This window comes from Pseudoalteromonas sp. MMG024 (genome assembly GCF_021654175.1).
Classification (GTDB): Bacteria; Pseudomonadota; Gammaproteobacteria; order Enterobacterales; family Alteromonadaceae; genus Pseudoalteromonas.
This window is the reverse complement of record NZ_JAKFZO010000013.1, coordinates 1-14,688: the sequence shown is the minus strand read 5'-3', so window position 1 is coordinate 14,688 and position 14,688 is coordinate 1. Positions and strand designations below refer to the sequence as shown.

The window sequence follows — 14,688 nt, the reverse complement described above, 5'->3', positions numbered from 1 at the left end:
TAAACTATGTGTGTATTTATTCCGAGAATAGCGATATATATGCGGTTTTTGTTTTTCTCAACATTTTTGAGTTTTAGTTGTTTTTCAGTTGCGGATAGTCTTGATAACGCAAACGAACAGGTTGATTTTGACCGTTTTGTTAAAGGTTACAAGAACACCATGGTATCTAAATTAAGAAAAAAGGGGATCCCGGGTGCGGCACTGTCAGTTGTAAAAGTAGATGCGGGGGAGTTTGCCTATGGCTATGGCAAAACTAAACGCATTAGCGGTAAACCTATTAACACCAGTACACGCTTTCGTTTAGCGTCGGTATCAAAAACATTTGCGGGATCTTTGGCTGCAAAGCTCGCCAGTGAAGGGCAGTTAAAGCTTGACGATACGGTGACGAAATATCTGCCGGATTTTCATTTCCACAGTCGAGATAAAAAGCTGCGGGTGTCGCATTTATTAAGCCATAGCAGTGGCCTGGTACCCAATGCGTATGACAATCTTATCGAATCACGCATGCCTTATGACAAAATTAAAATCAAGCTTGCAGAAGTAGAGCCGATTTGTTCTCCCGGGCGTTGTTATGGTTATCAAAATGTGATGTTTAGCCTAATTGGTGATGTAATCGAAAAATCCACGCAGATGGATTACAGCACTTGGGTAAATGAATTTTTGTTTAAGCCGTTAAACATGAAAAACGCGAGTCTTGGTATACAAGCCATGATGCAAGATGATAATTATGCTCATCCACACGTGCGGGCACGCAAGCGTTGGTACACCACAAAAATTAAACCAAATTACTATAAGGTTGGTCCTGCAGCAGGCGTGAATGCCAGTGCAGATGATATGGTGCAGTGGCTCAAAGCGCAGCTTGGTCAATACCCAAGTGTGTTATCGAAAGAATCACTAGCGCTGCAAAGTACTCCACAAATTAAAACCAAAAAAGAGTTAAGGCGTCGAGTTTGGCGTAAAAACCTCAATCAAGCTCATTACGGACTGGGCTGGCGCATTTACGACTACAAAGGCGAGAAAATTTATTATCACAGTGGTTGGGTACAAGGGTACCGTGCTGATGTGTTGGTTATTCCAAGATTAGAATTAGGCTTTAGTTTGATGATAAATGCCGAAGCCGGTATTTTGAACGAACTGACTACGGATTTTATTGATTTAACGTTAAAGCAATACAATAAAAAACGCGCTTAAAGCGCGTTTTTTTACGGGTTAACATATGTTTTACATTAACCTTTTGGCAGTTGGATTTTCTTATCTTCGCTTTGTTTATAAAGCACAATAATATGACCAATTGTTTGTAGCTTGATAGCACCTGTTTCGCGAACAATGGCTTCAAAAATAAGCGCTTTAGTTTCACGGTCACTAGTTGGTACTTTCACTTTAATTAGTTCGTGAATGCCAAGTGCGTTTTCGATTTCGAGTAACACACCTTCAGTTAAACCATTTGCACCTAAAAGAACAACTGGATTTAACGCGTGTGCTTCGCCTTTTAAAAACTGCTTTTGTTTGTTTGATAACTTCATATTTAGTAAATTTCGCAGAAATAATCTTGAATTAAGGGTATTCTACCGCCATATATCCAATATTACTAATTCTAGAGTAGAATTTAATGGCTAATAAAAAGCATTCGGCAAGTTCAAAACGCTGGTTAAAGGAGCATTTTGATGATGTATATGCCAATGAAGCCCGTAAACTCGGGTATCGCTCGCGCGCTTACTTCAAAATTGAAGAGCTCGACAAAAAAGATAAATTAATTCGCCCGGGACTTACCGTGGTGGATTTAGGTGCAGCACCAGGTGGTTGGTCGCAATATGCGGCGGATAAGGTTGGTGATAACGGCACAGTAATATCTTGTGACATTTTACCAATGGATCCTCTGCCTGGCGTTGAATTTTTACAAGGTGACTTTCGTGAAGAAGCGGTACTGGATGCACTGTTATCACGAATTGATGGTAAGAACGTTGATCTTGTCATGTCGGATATGGCGCCTAATATGAGCGGAAATAACGTGACAGATCAGGCAGGTAGTATGTACTTAGTCGAACTTGCATTTGATATGTGCCATCAAGTACTTAAACCAAACGGCAATTTTGCTGTCAAAGTGTTCCAAGGAGAGGGATTTGATCAATTTGTTAAAGACTTACGTAATAGTTTTAAGACCGTTAAAATTCGCAAACCAGATTCGTCGCGTGCCCGTTCTCGCGAAGTTTATATAGTAGCGACAGGTTACAAACTGTAGTACAGTATTTAAAGATAAATATTTTTTCAATGTTAGATAAGACAAGAGGTTAATGCCTTGAGTGATATGGCTAAAAATTTAATTCTCTGGTTGGTAATCGCCGTAGTTTTAATGTCGGTATTCCAGAGTTTCAATCCAGGCGAAGGCGCTAACCGCCAGCTCGCATATTCGCAGTTTGTAAAGGATGCCCGAGCACAGCAAGTGCGCGAAGCGAAGTTTGATCGCACAGCTGGCATCGTATATGGCACAAAATTAAATGGTGAACAGTTTAAAACTGTTATTCCAATGCACGATCAGTACATTGTTGACGAACTGATCAAAAGCGGTGCAATTGTTGAAGGTGTAGAACCGGAAGAGCAGTCATTATTGGCAACTATCTTCATTTCATGGTTCCCAATGTTACTGCTTATTGGTGTTTGGATATTCTTCATGCGTCAAATGCAAGGCGGTGGCGGCAAAGGTGCCATGTCATTCGGTAAGAGCAAAGCGCGCTTAATGAGCGAAGATCAAGTTAAAACGACATTTGCCGATGTAGCTGGTTGTGATGAAGCGAAAGAAGACGTTACTGAGTTAGTAGATTTCTTACGTGACCCATCAAAATTCCAAAAGTTGGGCGGTAGTATTCCGAAAGGCGTACTAATGGTAGGTCCTCCAGGTACAGGTAAAACGTTACTTGCAAAAGCGGTTGCAGGTGAAGCAAAAGTACCATTCTTTACAATTTCAGGTTCTGACTTCGTAGAAATGTTCGTTGGTGTTGGTGCATCGCGTGTTCGTGACATGTTTGAACAAGCTAAGAAAGCTGCGCCTTGTATCATCTTCATCGATGAAATCGATGCGGTAGGTCGCCAGCGTGGTGCAGGTCTTGGTGGTGGTCACGATGAGCGTGAGCAAACACTTAACCAAATGCTTGTTGAAATGGATGGCTTTGAAGGCAATGAAGGTATTATCGTAATTGCTGCAACTAACCGTCCAGATGTATTAGACCCAGCGCTATTGCGTCCTGGTCGTTTTGACCGTCAGGTAGTTGTTGGTTTACCTGATATCCGCGGTCGTGAACAAATTCTTAAAGTACATATGCGCAAAGTGCCTCTGGCAGACAACGTTGAGCCAGCACTAATTGCACGTGGTACACCGGGTTTCTCAGGTGCCGATCTTGCTAACCTTGTTAATGAAGCTGCTCTTTTTGCTGCGCGTGGTAATAAGCGTGTAGTTAGCATGGCCGAGTTTGATGCTGCAAAAGATAAAATCATGATGGGCGCAGAGCGCAAGTCAATGGTTATGAGCGAGCAAGAAAAAGAAATGACGGCATACCACGAAGCTGGTCACGCTATTGTTGGGCGTTTAGTGCCTGAACATGATCCTGTTTACAAGGTATCAATTATCCCGCGTGGTCGTGCACTTGGTGTAACTATGTATTTACCAGAGCAAGACCGTGTAAGTCATTCTAAGCAACACTTAGAGTCGATGATTTCAAGCCTTTACGGTGGTCGTATTGCTGAAGAACTCATCTATGGTGCAGATAAAGTGACTACCGGCGCAAGCAACGATATTGAACGTGCAACTGATATTGCACACAAAATGGTTACGCAATGGGGTTTAAGTGAAAAACTAGGTCCGCTTCTTTATTCGGAAGATCAAGGCGAAGTTTTCATGGGTCGTAGTCAAACGCAGAACAAGAGCATGTCTGGTGAAACGGCTAAGCTTATTGATGCAGAAGTACGTGACTTCTCAGATCGCAACTATCAGCGCGCTGAAGGTATTCTGAAAGAAAATATGGATATCCTTCACGCAATGAAAGACGCGCTAATGAAGTATGAAACGATTGATGCTGCGCAAATTGATGACCTAATGGCACGTCGCGAAGTGCGCCCACCACGTGATGCACATGATCGTAAAGACGATGACAAGCCAAGTGCTGGCGCAACAGCCACTGGCGACAAAGAACCTCAAGCAGAAAAACAGGTTGATACAGAGAAAAAACCTGAAAATAAACTTGATGACACCGATCAACCATCGGTAAACTAACAACCCTAAAAACCCCGAGCAATTCGGGGTTTTTTTAAATCTACATTTCTATGTCTACTATCAATTTACCAAACGGCAAGGTACTTGACCTAAGCCAAACCCATATAATGGGAATACTTAACCTTACTCCAGACTCTTTTTCTGATGGCGGCAGTTATCAACAAGTCGACAGCGCTGTCATTTCCGCTGTGGCGATGCTTGAAAATGGCGCGACCATTATTGATATTGGTGGCGAATCAACGCGTCCTGGTGCACCTGATGTTGCATTCGAAGAAGAGCTTGCGCGCGTTATTCCAGTTATAGAGGCGATCCGCAAAAAGTCAGATTGCCTTATTTCCATCGATACCAGCAAAGCAGAGGTAATGCGTCAGGCGGTGAATGCGGGCGCTGATATTATTAACGATGTTCGTGCACTGCAAGAAGCCAATGCTTTGGCGACAGCGGCAGAGTTGGGTGTACCGGTGTGCTTAATGCATATGCAAGGGCAACCGCGTACCATGCAATCAAATCCTCATTATGATGATGTGATAAATGATATTAAACAGTTCTTTGTTGAGCGCATAGCTGCTTGCGAAGGTGCAGGTATATCACGCGATAAAATCATTCTCGATCCAGGCTTTGGTTTTGGTAAAACCCTTGCACATAACTACCATATTTTAAAATACATAGACGAGTTTAAAATGATGGGGTGTGAAGTACTTGCGGGCTTATCGCGCAAGTCGATGATTGGTAATTTATTAGGACGCGATGTAGATCAGCGTTTAGCTGGCTCAGTTGCGGGCGCGCTTATCGCCGCGCAAAAGGGCGCTAAGATTATTCGAGTACACGATGTTACAGAAACCGCCGATGCACTTAATGTATGGCAGGCCTGTGAACAAGGAATTACAAATGAGCAATAGAAAATATTTCGGCACCGACGGTGTACGTGGTGAAGTAGGGCAGTTCCCAATCACCCCTGAATTTGCATTAAAGCTTGGCTGGGCGGCAGGAAAAGTACTGTCTAAAGCGGGCACTAAAAAAGTGATTATTGGTAAAGATACACGTATTTCGGGCTACCTTCTTGAAACATCGCTTGAAGCAGGTTTAGTAGCAGCTGGCATTGATGTTATTTTATTAGGGCCAATGCCAACGCCTGCAATCGCGTATTTAACACAAACGTTCCGTGGTGAAGCAGGTATCGTTATTAGTGCCTCTCACAACCCTTATCAAGACAATGGCATTAAGTTTTTCTCATCACAAGGCACTAAGCTAGATGATGCGTTAGAACTTGAAATCGAAGCCATGATGGATGAAGAAATGACGTGCGTTTCTTCAAAATCGCTCGGTAAAGCAAAGCGCCTTGATACTGCGGCAGGACGTTATATCGAATATTGTAAAAGCCAGTTCCCAAGTGCCTTATCGCTTGAAGGTTTACGTATTGTGGTTGATTGTGCCAATGGTGCAACTTATCACATTGCACCCGATGTTATGCGCGAACTTGGCGCTGAAGTGATTAAAGTGGCGTGTGAGCCTAATGGTTTAAATATCAACGCAAAATGCGGCGCAACCCATGTTGATACCATGATCCAAAAAGTGCTTGAAGTAAAAGCTGACGTAGGTATTGCCTACGATGGTGATGGTGATCGCGTGATGATGGTTGACCATAAAGGCCGTGTATTTGACGGTGATGACATTGTTTATATCATTGCGAAATACGCGTTCGAGAAAGGTGAACTTGGCGGCGGTGTTGTTGGCACTGTAATGTCTAACATGGGCCTTGAAAATGCGCTTAAGTCACTCGGCGTTGAATTTGAACGCTCAAAAGTGGGCGATCGCTATGTGCTAGAGCTTTTAAAGCAAAAAGGCTGGAAAATTGGTGGCGAAAGCTCGGGCCACATTCTAAATCTTGACCGCATCTCAACAGGTGACGGCATTATATCTAGTCTACAAGTGCTTGCTGCCATGGTTGAGAGCAATCAAACACTTGAAGATTTAGGTCAAGGCTTTACAAAGTACCCAATGAATATGATTAACGTGCGCTATGCAAAAGGCACTGAACCGCTTGCAAGCAACGATGTTAAGTCTGTGATTGCTGAAGTTGAACAGCAACTGGGTGATAAAGGCCGTGTGTTAATTCGTAAGTCAGGCACAGAGCCTGTGATCCGCGTTATGGTTGAAGCAGAAAAAGAGAAGCAAGTCTTCGATTTCTCAAAGAAAATTGCTGATGTTGTTGAATCTATAAGCAAACAACTCGAAAACGCACAATAACTTCTTGTAACTTTTAGCGAGTCAGGATAACATCCTGCTCGCTTTCTAAATTGGAGTAAGCAATGGCACAACGCAAACCTATGGTTGCAGGCAACTGGAAAATGAATGGCTCACTTGAGCTTGTATCTGAACTTGCCGAAGTAATCACGAAAATTGATACCTCTGACGTTGATATTTTAGTTTTCCCGCCATTCCCTTTAATTAAATCAGCACTTGATGCAGGTTTGAAAGCAGGCGCACAAACAGTGTCAGAAAATAATGCAGGTGCATTTACTGGCGAAGTTGACGCCCAATTGATTCGCGCACTAGGTGCAAATTACACCTTAGTTGGTCACTCAGAAAGACGTGCTATTTACGGTGAAAGTAACGAAACAGTTGCTGCTAAATTTGCCAAAGCACAAGAAAATAATCTAACACCAATCCTATGTGTTGGTGAAAGTGAACAAGAACGTGAACAAGAATTGACCGAACAAGTTGTTTGGCAGCAAATCGATGCGATTATTAGCAAATTAGGTGTAGATGCACTTGCTAATAGTGTGGTAGCATACGAGCCCGTTTGGGCAATAGGCACAGGTAAAACTGCATCGCCTGAACAAGCACAAGCTGTGCACAAATTTATCCGTAGCAAGCTGGCTGAACTTAATAGCGAGTTAGCTGCAAAAATACAACTGCTTTACGGCGGTAGTGTTAACGAGAACAATAGCGAACAATTATTTGCGCAACCAGATATTGATGGTGGGCTAATAGGCGGAGCAAGCCTTAAAGCTAATAGCTTTGCAACCATCTGTAATAGCGCAAAAGGAAATGGCTAACAATGTACGAAATTTTATTAGTAGTTTATCTTATCGTCGCACTTGCTTTAATTGGATTTGTATTAATCCAGCAAGGTAAAGGTGCTGATATGGGTTCATCATTTGGTGCTGGTGCGTCTGGAACTGTTTTCGGTTCAAGCGGTGCTGGCAACTTTATGACAAAAACAACAACCACTTTAGCGACAGTGTTTTTTATTTTAAGCATTGTGTTAGGTAACTTAACAGCAGGTCAGATTAAACAAACTGACGAGTGGTCAGATTTATCATCAGAAGCGCCTGCTGCAACTACAGTTGTTGCTGAACCAAAAGATAAAGACGTTCCTGCTTCACAAGACAAAAGCAACGACGTTCCAAATTAATAAATAACATCTTCGCGGATGTGCTGGAATTGGTAGACAGGCAGCGTTGAGGTCGCTGTGTGAGCAATCACGTGAGGGTTCAAGTCCCTCCATCCGCACCATGTATTTAAAACCCAAGCTAATGCTTGGGTTTTTTTATTTCTTCATTTTATCTACCAAACTATATGCGTGTTATTTTTAAAGTGTAATAACACTCATTGGTTAGCTTATTTGCTGCTAACCCCGCTTTTGCCGATAGTGCATTTATTATAAAAGTGCCTACCCCATAATTATTTTCGTTATTTGGTTTTGTGTTAATGCGATTACTAAAAGAAATGCTGTGTTTGCTTACTGTAATAGATAAATTACCTTCGCCATAAGTACGAAAATTTGAATCAATCTGTGCCATTAATAAGTTTAATTCGTCTTCGTTTAATGACACAAAGAAGGTGTCGGCTTTAATTTCTACTAAAAGTGAATCGCTGTACTTTTTCTGCCAATGATTTAAAAAGCTTATAAAGTCAGTGCTCGATAGATTTTTCTTATCCCCTGTTACCCATAGCCCTAAGATGGTATTTGCAAGTTTTACCGAGGTTTGATGAGTTGTCTTAAGTTCAGCAACTTTCTTAAGTACTTGCTCTGTCAAATCATCCATATGGTCAAATTGAGACAATTGGTGGCCCAGTAAAGTTAGAGGGTGGCGGATTTCATGACTAAGAAAACTAGAGAAAGCTTTCTCTCTTGCTATTGCTTGTTGCTCATTTTTAAGTGCACTTAGCGTTACCGTTTTTACGGTATCTAACTCACTAAAGCGTAATTCCGTAGCTATGTCTCGAGTTTTAATGCTCTTTACAAACCGTGATAGTTGATTACGCACTTTAGATAAAACATGGGATAACCAAAAGGTGAATAAAAACAAACTACTCAAACATACATATAACAGCAATGGTCTAATATCAAATGATTCTCCCTTATCAAACTGATGCACAACATAGACTTTTCTTGCTGTTTCATGGGCTTGGTAAATCAGAAAATAACTATCATGTTTCTCGGTTTCAAAAAAATAAACGGTATTAACCTCTGATAAATTGTTTAATTGATCACGATTTAAAAGGGAAAAGTCTAAGAGTACGTCACTGACTTTGCGAGCTCCGCTGCTAATTTTTTGCTGGGTACTGATAAACTGTTCTGCATCCTCAAAAAGATAAAACTCAGCAGTATCGTCCAATGCAAACCAATAAAAAACTATTGATAAGGCTGCAAACAATAAACCAAAAACAATAAATGGAATGAGAATATTGCGATTAAGGTAAGCGGTTAAGGATTCAGTTGGCTTCACGAAGTACAACTCCTACACCTTTAATTGTATGTAATAACGGCGTTTCTTGTTGATGGCTTATATTGTTTCTTAAGCGGCTAACGAGCGTCTTATACATAGCCGTTGTCACATTATTATCGGGCCATAACTTTTCTAAAATGATTGCTTTACTTACCGGTGCTGGGTAGTGATTGATTAGCAGTGTAAGTAACAGCCATTGTTGTGGCGATAGGCTGATAACACGTTTACTTCGGGTAGCAATTCGTTGCTGTAAATCAATGGTCAGATCACCCAACACAAAAGGTTTAGACCTGATACTCGGTTTTTTAGCCTCAAGCAATTTAAGGCGAATTGTTAACTCTGCCAGCTCAAAGGGTTTGGTTAAGTAATCGAGGGCACCAAGCGAAAAAGCCAAAAGTTTATTATCTAACGCAGCTTCGGCGGTTAAAAAGATGATAGGAGTATCTGGTTGTGCGGCTGTAAAATGTGTAGCGAGTACAAACCCAGTGCCATCAGGTAAACCGATATCTAAAACAATCGCATCATACTCTTGCTTGGAAGAAATCTCTTTGGCAGCGTGCACACTATCGGCAAAATCGACTTCAATACCTTCATTATTGAGAAAATCGATCGTGTTTGCAGCCAGTGCCCTGTCGTCTTCAACAAACAAAATTAGCATTTATTTCCCACTTCATTCTATTTTTAAGGTTTCAATAAAGGATAATCATAACTCGACTATTATTACTGCAGTTACCTTTTCGTTACCTTGTTAATTGTAAGCTATTTGATATCGGAGGCATCTAGTTATGAAGAGAAAAACGGTTATGACGTCAAATATTATTGCAATTGCTGCAGCATTGAGTGGCTGTGGAGGCGTATCTGAGTCACCTAATCAAGCAAGTACAGGGGCTGACTTAGTAGTAAACAACGCGACTATCTATACGGTTAATAACGCATCACCCTTGGCACAAAGTATGGCCATTAAAAACGGTAAGATTATTTATGTAGGCGATAATGAATCTGTAAATGAATTTATTGGTGATAATACAGAAATTAAAGATTTGGCTGGCAATTTGGTATTACCTGGCTTGCATGATGTGCATATTCATCCACTTGAATCCGCATCAGAGGCAACACATTTTACCTTGCCAGAATATGCCTATATTAACGAATATCAAGCTGTGATTGAGAATGCCAGCATACAGCACTCAGATGCAAAGTGGCTTATTGGTTATGGTCACAATATTGATGGCTTACTTGAACTGACTCAATCACCGCGTGCTGCTATCGATCAAGTAGTTAATGACCGACCTGTAATTATTATGGAGCAAACCTCTCACTCCATGTGGGTGAACTCTAAAGCGCTCTCAATTGCTAATATTACACAGCAAAGTCGCGACCCCATCGGCGGAGTATTTGGTCGTGATGAAAGTGACGTATTAAATGGCATTTTATATGACAATGCTGGCAATTTGGTGATGGATCTTGCAATGCAAAGCCAGGGTGATGAAGCAACAGAAAACTATTTTGGTTTTCTTGAGTATACCCAGCCTGAATTATTAAAGCATGGCGTTACGTCAATCAGTGATGCACGTGTTTATTGGCAAAGAGGGCAACTAGATACCTGGCTTAAATTAGCAAACGATGATGCACTTAAAATGCGGGTGAGTTTGGGGCTTTGGGCTTACCCTGAAGCCAGTGATGAATCTCAACTAGCTAAATTAAAATCCTTGTATCAAGCGTCTCAAGATTCTTTACTAAAAGTAGATCAGGTTAAAGTTTACATGGATGGAATCCTAGTCAATACAACGGCTGCATTAAAGGCACCTTATGAATACAGTTGGTTAGCACTGGATGGTGATAAAGGTCTTAACTATTTCACACAAGCGCGGTTAGCCAAATATATTGAAGTGTTAGAGCCTATTGGTTTTGATTTCAACATTCATGGCATTGGCGATCGTGGCATTCATGAAGCCCTTAACGCTATTGAAGCAGGCTCCAAAGGCATTGGACGCCATCGTATCACGCATCTTGAAGTTGTGGACTCGCTCGATTTACCTCGTTTTAAAGAGCTCAGTGTGATAGCAGATGCACAGGTTGCAGGGGAGTTTACAGAGCCCCATCACTGGCCTGAAATGACGCCTTTACTCGGGCATCAACGTAGCGATCGTTTAGTGCCTATTGCCAGTTTAGTTGAGCAAGGTGCGATGCTTACGCTTAGTAGTGATTGGAACGTGAGCACACTCAACCCTTTTGTTGGTATTGCACATGCTGTGAGTCGTGCACCTGAGGCAATTAGCATTGAACAGGCTATCGAGGCATATACTATCAATGCGGCTTATGCGATGCGACAGGAGGATAGAGTAGGCTCGTTAGTTGCAGGAAAGGAAGCTGATTTTATTGTATTAGATCGCAATATTCTCACCTTGGACGCCGCCCAAATAAAGCAAACAAGGGTATTACAAAGTTATGTTCAGGGAGAAGTGGTGTTTACAGCTAAATAGCAATGTATGGAATCGTTAATGTGTTACAGCAGTCAGTTAAATGGGTGACTGCTGTAACGAAGAGAAAAAGTTTGTTATTGACTAACAACCGCTGCAATTTGCGGTTGTACATCCAAACCATAGCCGAAGAAAGTCGCAGCAATTAGCACTACAGAAGCAGCAATCATTAGCTTCACTAATAGCGGCAAACAGAACTTAAACCATTGACCATAAGGTACACCCGCCATACCTATGATACCCATTAATACGGCATTCGTTGGGATAATCATATTTGAGAAACCATCACCAAATTGGTATGCAAGTACCGCAACTTGGCGTGGTACACCAACTAAATCACCCAGAGGTGCCATGAGTGGCATGGTGACATATGCTTGGCCTGAGCCAGATGGAATAAAGGTATTTAAAAGAGTTTGAATAACCAACATGCCAACAGCTGAGATTTCAGCACTGACATAAGATAACGGTAAGCTCATACCGTACACTAGGCTGTGAAGAATTTTACCGTCATCAAGAATAAGTGCGATACCACGTGCAACACCAATTAGAATTGCGGTTGTTACTAAATCTGAGGTGCCTTCAATAAATTTATTTGCAGCAGTGTTTGCATCAAGTTTACCCAATACAGTAATAACAAGGCCCCAAGCAACAAATAAGCCGCCAAGTTCATACAAGTACCAGCCTTTGGTTGCAATGCCCCATACAGCGATTACTAAGGTGGCAATAAAGCTTAATAACACCAATTGGTGACTACGATTAAGCTTAGGATAGTCATGGGTTTCTTTGCCTTCTAATGGGCAAGGAATGCCTGCCATCAACGAGCGAGATGGATCTGCTTGTACTTGTTTGGTGTATGACCATACATGATGGAAGCCAATTAATACGAACGGCACGAAAATCGCTAAACGTAGCCATAAACCTGAATACACAGGTACTTCGGCAATTTGTTGGGCGATTAATACAGTAAATGGATTAAATGCAGATACGCCATAACCGATGCCATAGCCAGCAACAATCATACCGACTGCCGTCATCGCATCTAGGCGCATGGCTTTACATAATGCCACTAAAATAAGTACAAATGGAATGTATTCGCCTGCGGTACCAATTGCACTCGAAGCAAGGGCAAAACAAAACACTACGGCAAAAATGAGTTTTTGCGGCTTATCGCCATGTTTTTCTAATAAACGGCCAATTAACGCATCTACTGTGCCTGTAGCACGCGCGATTGCGAGTACACCACCCACAATTAACACAAAAAAGATAACATCCTGTGCAGCGGCAAATGCACGTGGAATTGCCGTTAGAAAGTCCCAAGGGGTAAGGTAATGACTTTCAGCGGCGACCTGATAAGTGCCAGGTACTACGGCTTGACGGCCATTTGCTGTTTCTACGGTATCAAAAAATCCTTGGGGTACAATCCAAGTAGCAAGATAAGCGACAAACATCATCGCGAGTAGCAAAACTAGCGTATGAGGTACTTTCAATGTCTTAGGCATAAATAAATCCAGTTGTGGGAAAGGCCAATAGTTTATTCGTAATTTCGGTGCTTAAAAAGAGGAGATTGTAAACAAATTAGAATGGCTTATCGCGAAAGAGTGTAACTTATGCGCGGAGTACAAATGTGGCTTTAGTTTTTAAGGTGCATAACAGCAATGAAAATGGGTTTTGCGAATGGACAGAGGAAAACAAAAAAGCACCATTGGGTGCTTTTTATGTGTGTTAACTAACAGGTTTTAGTTAATTTGCTTCATATGGTAGTGGATCGCTTGCCTGGTTTAACTCAAATGCTTCTAAACGCTCTTGGCAAGCGCCGCATTTACCGCAGGCTTTTTCTCGACCGTTGTAGCAAGTCCATGTCTTACTGTAATCGAGGCCCATATTTAAACCGTCGGTTAAAATTTCAATTTTAGTATTATTTAAGTATGGGCTAACTATTTCAATTTCTTCGTAGTTAGCGATGCGGCACACATCATCCATTTTTTGTACAAATTCAGGGCGGCAGTCTGGATAAATTGCATGGTCGCCTGAGTGAGCGCCGTAAAATACCTTGTTGGCTTTAAGTGAAACTGCATAGCCAACAGCAAGTGATAATAAAATCATATTGCGGTTTGGTACCACAGTAGATTTCATGCTTTCTTCTTCGTAGTGACCTTCCGGTACGTCAATATCGTCAGTCAGTGATGAGCCACCAATTAACTGGTTGATTGCTGAAATATCAACAACCTTATGAGAAATGTTTAATTCCGCACATACGTCTGCTGCAACTTTTAATTCTTTAACATGACGCTGGCCGTAATCAAACGAAAGTGCATACACTTCATAACCTTGGCGAATGGCTTTATTTAAAACGGTATATGAATCCATTCCACCAGAGTAAATTACAACAACTTTTTGCGACATATTTCTCTCACTTTAGCTATAATAGCGGTTTTTGCGGGCGCGATAGTCTACACCTTCGTGACCTTGAAGACAAATCTAGCAGTAATTAGAGGCGTACGTTGTACAAAATTAACGAAGTATTCGAAACCATTCAAGGTGAGGCAAGTTACACAGGTTGCCCATCTATATTTATTCGCTTGCAAGGGTGTCCTGTTGGATGTGCTTGGTGCGACACTAAGCAAACATGGCATACGGACGATACTTATTTAGTTGATCTTGCTGACACAGTTGAAAAGAAAGCTGACTCGGATTATTTTGCTAATTGCACCGCAGAACAAATTCTTGCGCTAATTCGCGACAAGCAATATCAAGCAACGCATATTGTGATCACCGGTGGAGAGCCATGCATGTACGATTTAAACCCACTTTGTGAATTACTTCATGAACACGGGTTTTCTACGCAAATTGAAACCAGTGGCACATTTGAAATTTTAGCGCCAGCAACAACGTGGGTAACGGTATCACCAAAAATTAATATGCGTGGTGGCTATAAAGTACTTAAAAGCGCCATGCAACGTGCTAACGAGATTAAGCACCCAGTTGCGATGATGCGCCATGTTGAAGAGTTAGAAGAGCTATTTGCTGAAGCAGGGCATACACCAGAACTCGTTTATTTACAGCCTATTAGCCAAAAGGCAAAGGCAACGCGCTTAGCGATTGAAGTGTGTAAGGCTAAAAACTGGCGCTTATCGGTGCAAGTGCATAAGTATATTGGTATTGCTTAACTTTCATTAGTTAACGTACGACATAGAAAAGGCGCTAAATA

General features: G+C 41.7%; 14 protein-coding genes and 1 tRNA gene. 10 read left to right on the top strand and 5 right to left on the bottom strand.

What is annotated here, in order from left to right; translation table 11 throughout:
- Positions 1-39: 39 nt before the first annotated feature.
- Positions 40-1,191 (top strand): serine hydrolase domain-containing protein, encoded by a 1,152-nt coding sequence (locus L1068_RS13555; protein ID WP_237130706.1) that lies wholly within the window; start codon positions 40-42, stop codon positions 1,189-1,191.
- 35 nt (positions 1,192-1,226) lie between these two features.
- On the opposite strand, the gene yhbY is transcribed toward L1068_RS13555, so the two are convergent.
- Entirely contained in the window at positions 1,227-1,523 is a 297-nt protein-coding gene (gene yhbY / locus L1068_RS13550) for a ribosome assembly RNA-binding protein YhbY (protein ID WP_010560485.1), read from the bottom strand.
- 86 nt (positions 1,524-1,609) lie between these two features.
- Between yhbY and rlmE the strand changes: the two genes are divergently transcribed.
- The 7 genes from rlmE (at position 1,610) to L1068_RS13515 (ending at position 7,783) form a co-directional block, all read left to right on the top strand.
- Entirely contained in the window at positions 1,610-2,239 is a 630-nt protein-coding gene (gene rlmE, locus L1068_RS13545) for a 23S rRNA (uridine(2552)-2'-O)-methyltransferase RlmE (RefSeq protein ID WP_010560484.1), read from the top strand.
- A 66-nt stretch (positions 2,240-2,305) separates the two neighbouring features.
- Positions 2,306-4,264 carry an ATP-dependent zinc metalloprotease FtsH gene (gene ftsH, locus L1068_RS13540; RefSeq protein ID WP_237130705.1) on the top strand — a complete coding sequence of 653 codons (1,959 nt, stop codon included), beginning with the start codon at positions 2,306-2,308 and terminating at the stop codon, positions 4,262-4,264.
- Between the two features lie 50 nt (positions 4,265-4,314).
- Positions 4,315-5,163 (top strand): dihydropteroate synthase, encoded by an 849-nt coding sequence (gene folP / locus L1068_RS13535; RefSeq protein WP_237130704.1) that lies wholly within the window; start codon positions 4,315-4,317, stop codon positions 5,161-5,163.
- The gene (gene glmM, locus L1068_RS13530; RefSeq protein ID WP_237130703.1) at positions 5,153-6,511 is read left to right on the top strand and encodes a phosphoglucosamine mutase; all 1,359 of its coding nucleotides are present in this window, start codon (positions 5,153-5,155) and stop codon (positions 6,509-6,511) included. Before folP ends, glmM begins: the two co-directional genes overlap by 11 nt.
- Positions 6,512-6,573: 62 nt before the next feature.
- Positions 6,574-7,323 (top strand): triose-phosphate isomerase, encoded by a 750-nt coding sequence (gene tpiA, locus L1068_RS13525; RefSeq protein WP_237130702.1) that lies wholly within the window; start codon positions 6,574-6,576, stop codon positions 7,321-7,323.
- Between the two features lie 2 nt (positions 7,324-7,325).
- Complete coding sequence (secG, locus tag L1068_RS13520; protein WP_237130701.1) at positions 7,326-7,682, top strand: preprotein translocase subunit SecG; 357 nt, start codon at positions 7,326-7,328, stop codon at positions 7,680-7,682.
- 14 nt (positions 7,683-7,696) lie between these two features.
- Positions 7,697-7,783: transfer RNA gene (locus L1068_RS13515), tRNA-Leu, on the top strand.
- Positions 7,784-7,842: 59 nt separating this feature from the next.
- On the opposite strand, the gene L1068_RS13510 is transcribed toward L1068_RS13515, so the two are convergent.
- Both L1068_RS13510 and L1068_RS13505 read right to left on the bottom strand, forming a co-directional pair.
- Complete coding sequence (locus L1068_RS13510) at positions 7,843-9,000, bottom strand: hypothetical protein (protein WP_237130700.1); 1,158 nt, start codon at positions 8,998-9,000, stop codon at positions 7,843-7,845.
- Positions 8,987-9,658: a response regulator transcription factor gene (locus L1068_RS13505; protein ID WP_237130699.1), complete on the bottom strand. Its 672-nt coding sequence runs from the start codon at positions 9,656-9,658 to the stop codon at positions 8,987-8,989. The genes L1068_RS13510 and L1068_RS13505 overlap by 14 nt, the downstream gene beginning before the upstream one ends.
- Positions 9,659-9,785: 127 nt before the next feature.
- Here L1068_RS13505 and L1068_RS13500 point away from each other — a divergent pair, with 127 nt between their 5' ends.
- Positions 9,786-11,483 (top strand): amidohydrolase, encoded by a 1,698-nt coding sequence (locus tag L1068_RS13500; protein WP_237130698.1) that lies wholly within the window; start codon positions 9,786-9,788, stop codon positions 11,481-11,483.
- Between the two features lie 74 nt (positions 11,484-11,557).
- Here L1068_RS13500 and L1068_RS13495 read toward each other — a convergent pair whose 3' ends face one another.
- Positions 11,558-12,979: a TIGR00366 family protein gene (locus tag L1068_RS13495; protein WP_237130697.1), complete on the bottom strand. Its 1,422-nt coding sequence runs from the start codon at positions 12,977-12,979 to the stop codon at positions 11,558-11,560.
- Positions 12,980-13,220: 241 nt separating this feature from the next.
- On the bottom strand, positions 13,221-13,883 hold the full coding sequence (gene queC, locus L1068_RS13490) for a 7-cyano-7-deazaguanine synthase QueC (RefSeq protein ID WP_010560474.1): 663 nt from the start codon (positions 13,881-13,883) through the stop codon (positions 13,221-13,223).
- A gap of 98 nt (positions 13,884-13,981) precedes the next feature.
- Between queC and queE the strand changes: the two genes are divergently transcribed.
- On the top strand, positions 13,982-14,647 hold the full coding sequence (gene queE, locus L1068_RS13485; protein ID WP_237130696.1) for a 7-carboxy-7-deazaguanine synthase QueE: 666 nt from the start codon (positions 13,982-13,984) through the stop codon (positions 14,645-14,647).
- Positions 14,648-14,688: the final 41 nt, after the last annotated feature.

What these genes read in the sequence shown, in the direction of transcription:
- L1068_RS13500 (WP_237130698.1), top strand. Translation starts at nt 9,786, where the DNA reads ATGAAGAGAAAAACGGTTATGACGTCAAATATTATTGCAATTGCTGCA.
- ftsH (WP_237130705.1), top strand. Translation starts at nt 2,306, where the DNA reads ATGGCTAAAAATTTAATTCTCTGGTTGGTAATCGCCGTAGTTTTAATG.
- tpiA (WP_237130702.1), top strand. Translation starts at nt 6,574, where the DNA reads ATGGCACAACGCAAACCTATGGTTGCAGGCAACTGGAAAATGAATGGC.
- yhbY (WP_010560485.1), bottom strand. Translation starts at nt 1,523, where the DNA reads ATGAAGTTATCAAACAAACAAAAGCAGTTTTTAAAAGGCGAAGCACAC.
- L1068_RS13495 (WP_237130697.1), bottom strand. Translation starts at nt 12,979, where the DNA reads ATGCCTAAGACATTGAAAGTACCTCATACGCTAGTTTTGCTACTCGCG.
- L1068_RS13555 (WP_237130706.1), top strand. Translation starts at nt 40, where the DNA reads ATGCGGTTTTTGTTTTTCTCAACATTTTTGAGTTTTAGTTGTTTTTCA.
- glmM (WP_237130703.1), top strand. Translation starts at nt 5,153, where the DNA reads ATGAGCAATAGAAAATATTTCGGCACCGACGGTGTACGTGGTGAAGTA.
- L1068_RS13505 (WP_237130699.1), bottom strand. Translation starts at nt 9,658, where the DNA reads ATGCTAATTTTGTTTGTTGAAGACGACAGGGCACTGGCTGCAAACACG.
- rlmE (WP_010560484.1), top strand. Translation starts at nt 1,610, where the DNA reads ATGGCTAATAAAAAGCATTCGGCAAGTTCAAAACGCTGGTTAAAGGAG.
- queC (WP_010560474.1), bottom strand. Translation starts at nt 13,883, where the DNA reads ATGTCGCAAAAAGTTGTTGTAATTTACTCTGGTGGAATGGATTCATAT.
- folP (WP_237130704.1), top strand. Translation starts at nt 4,315, where the DNA reads ATGTCTACTATCAATTTACCAAACGGCAAGGTACTTGACCTAAGCCAA.
- secG (WP_237130701.1), top strand. Translation starts at nt 7,326, where the DNA reads ATGTACGAAATTTTATTAGTAGTTTATCTTATCGTCGCACTTGCTTTA.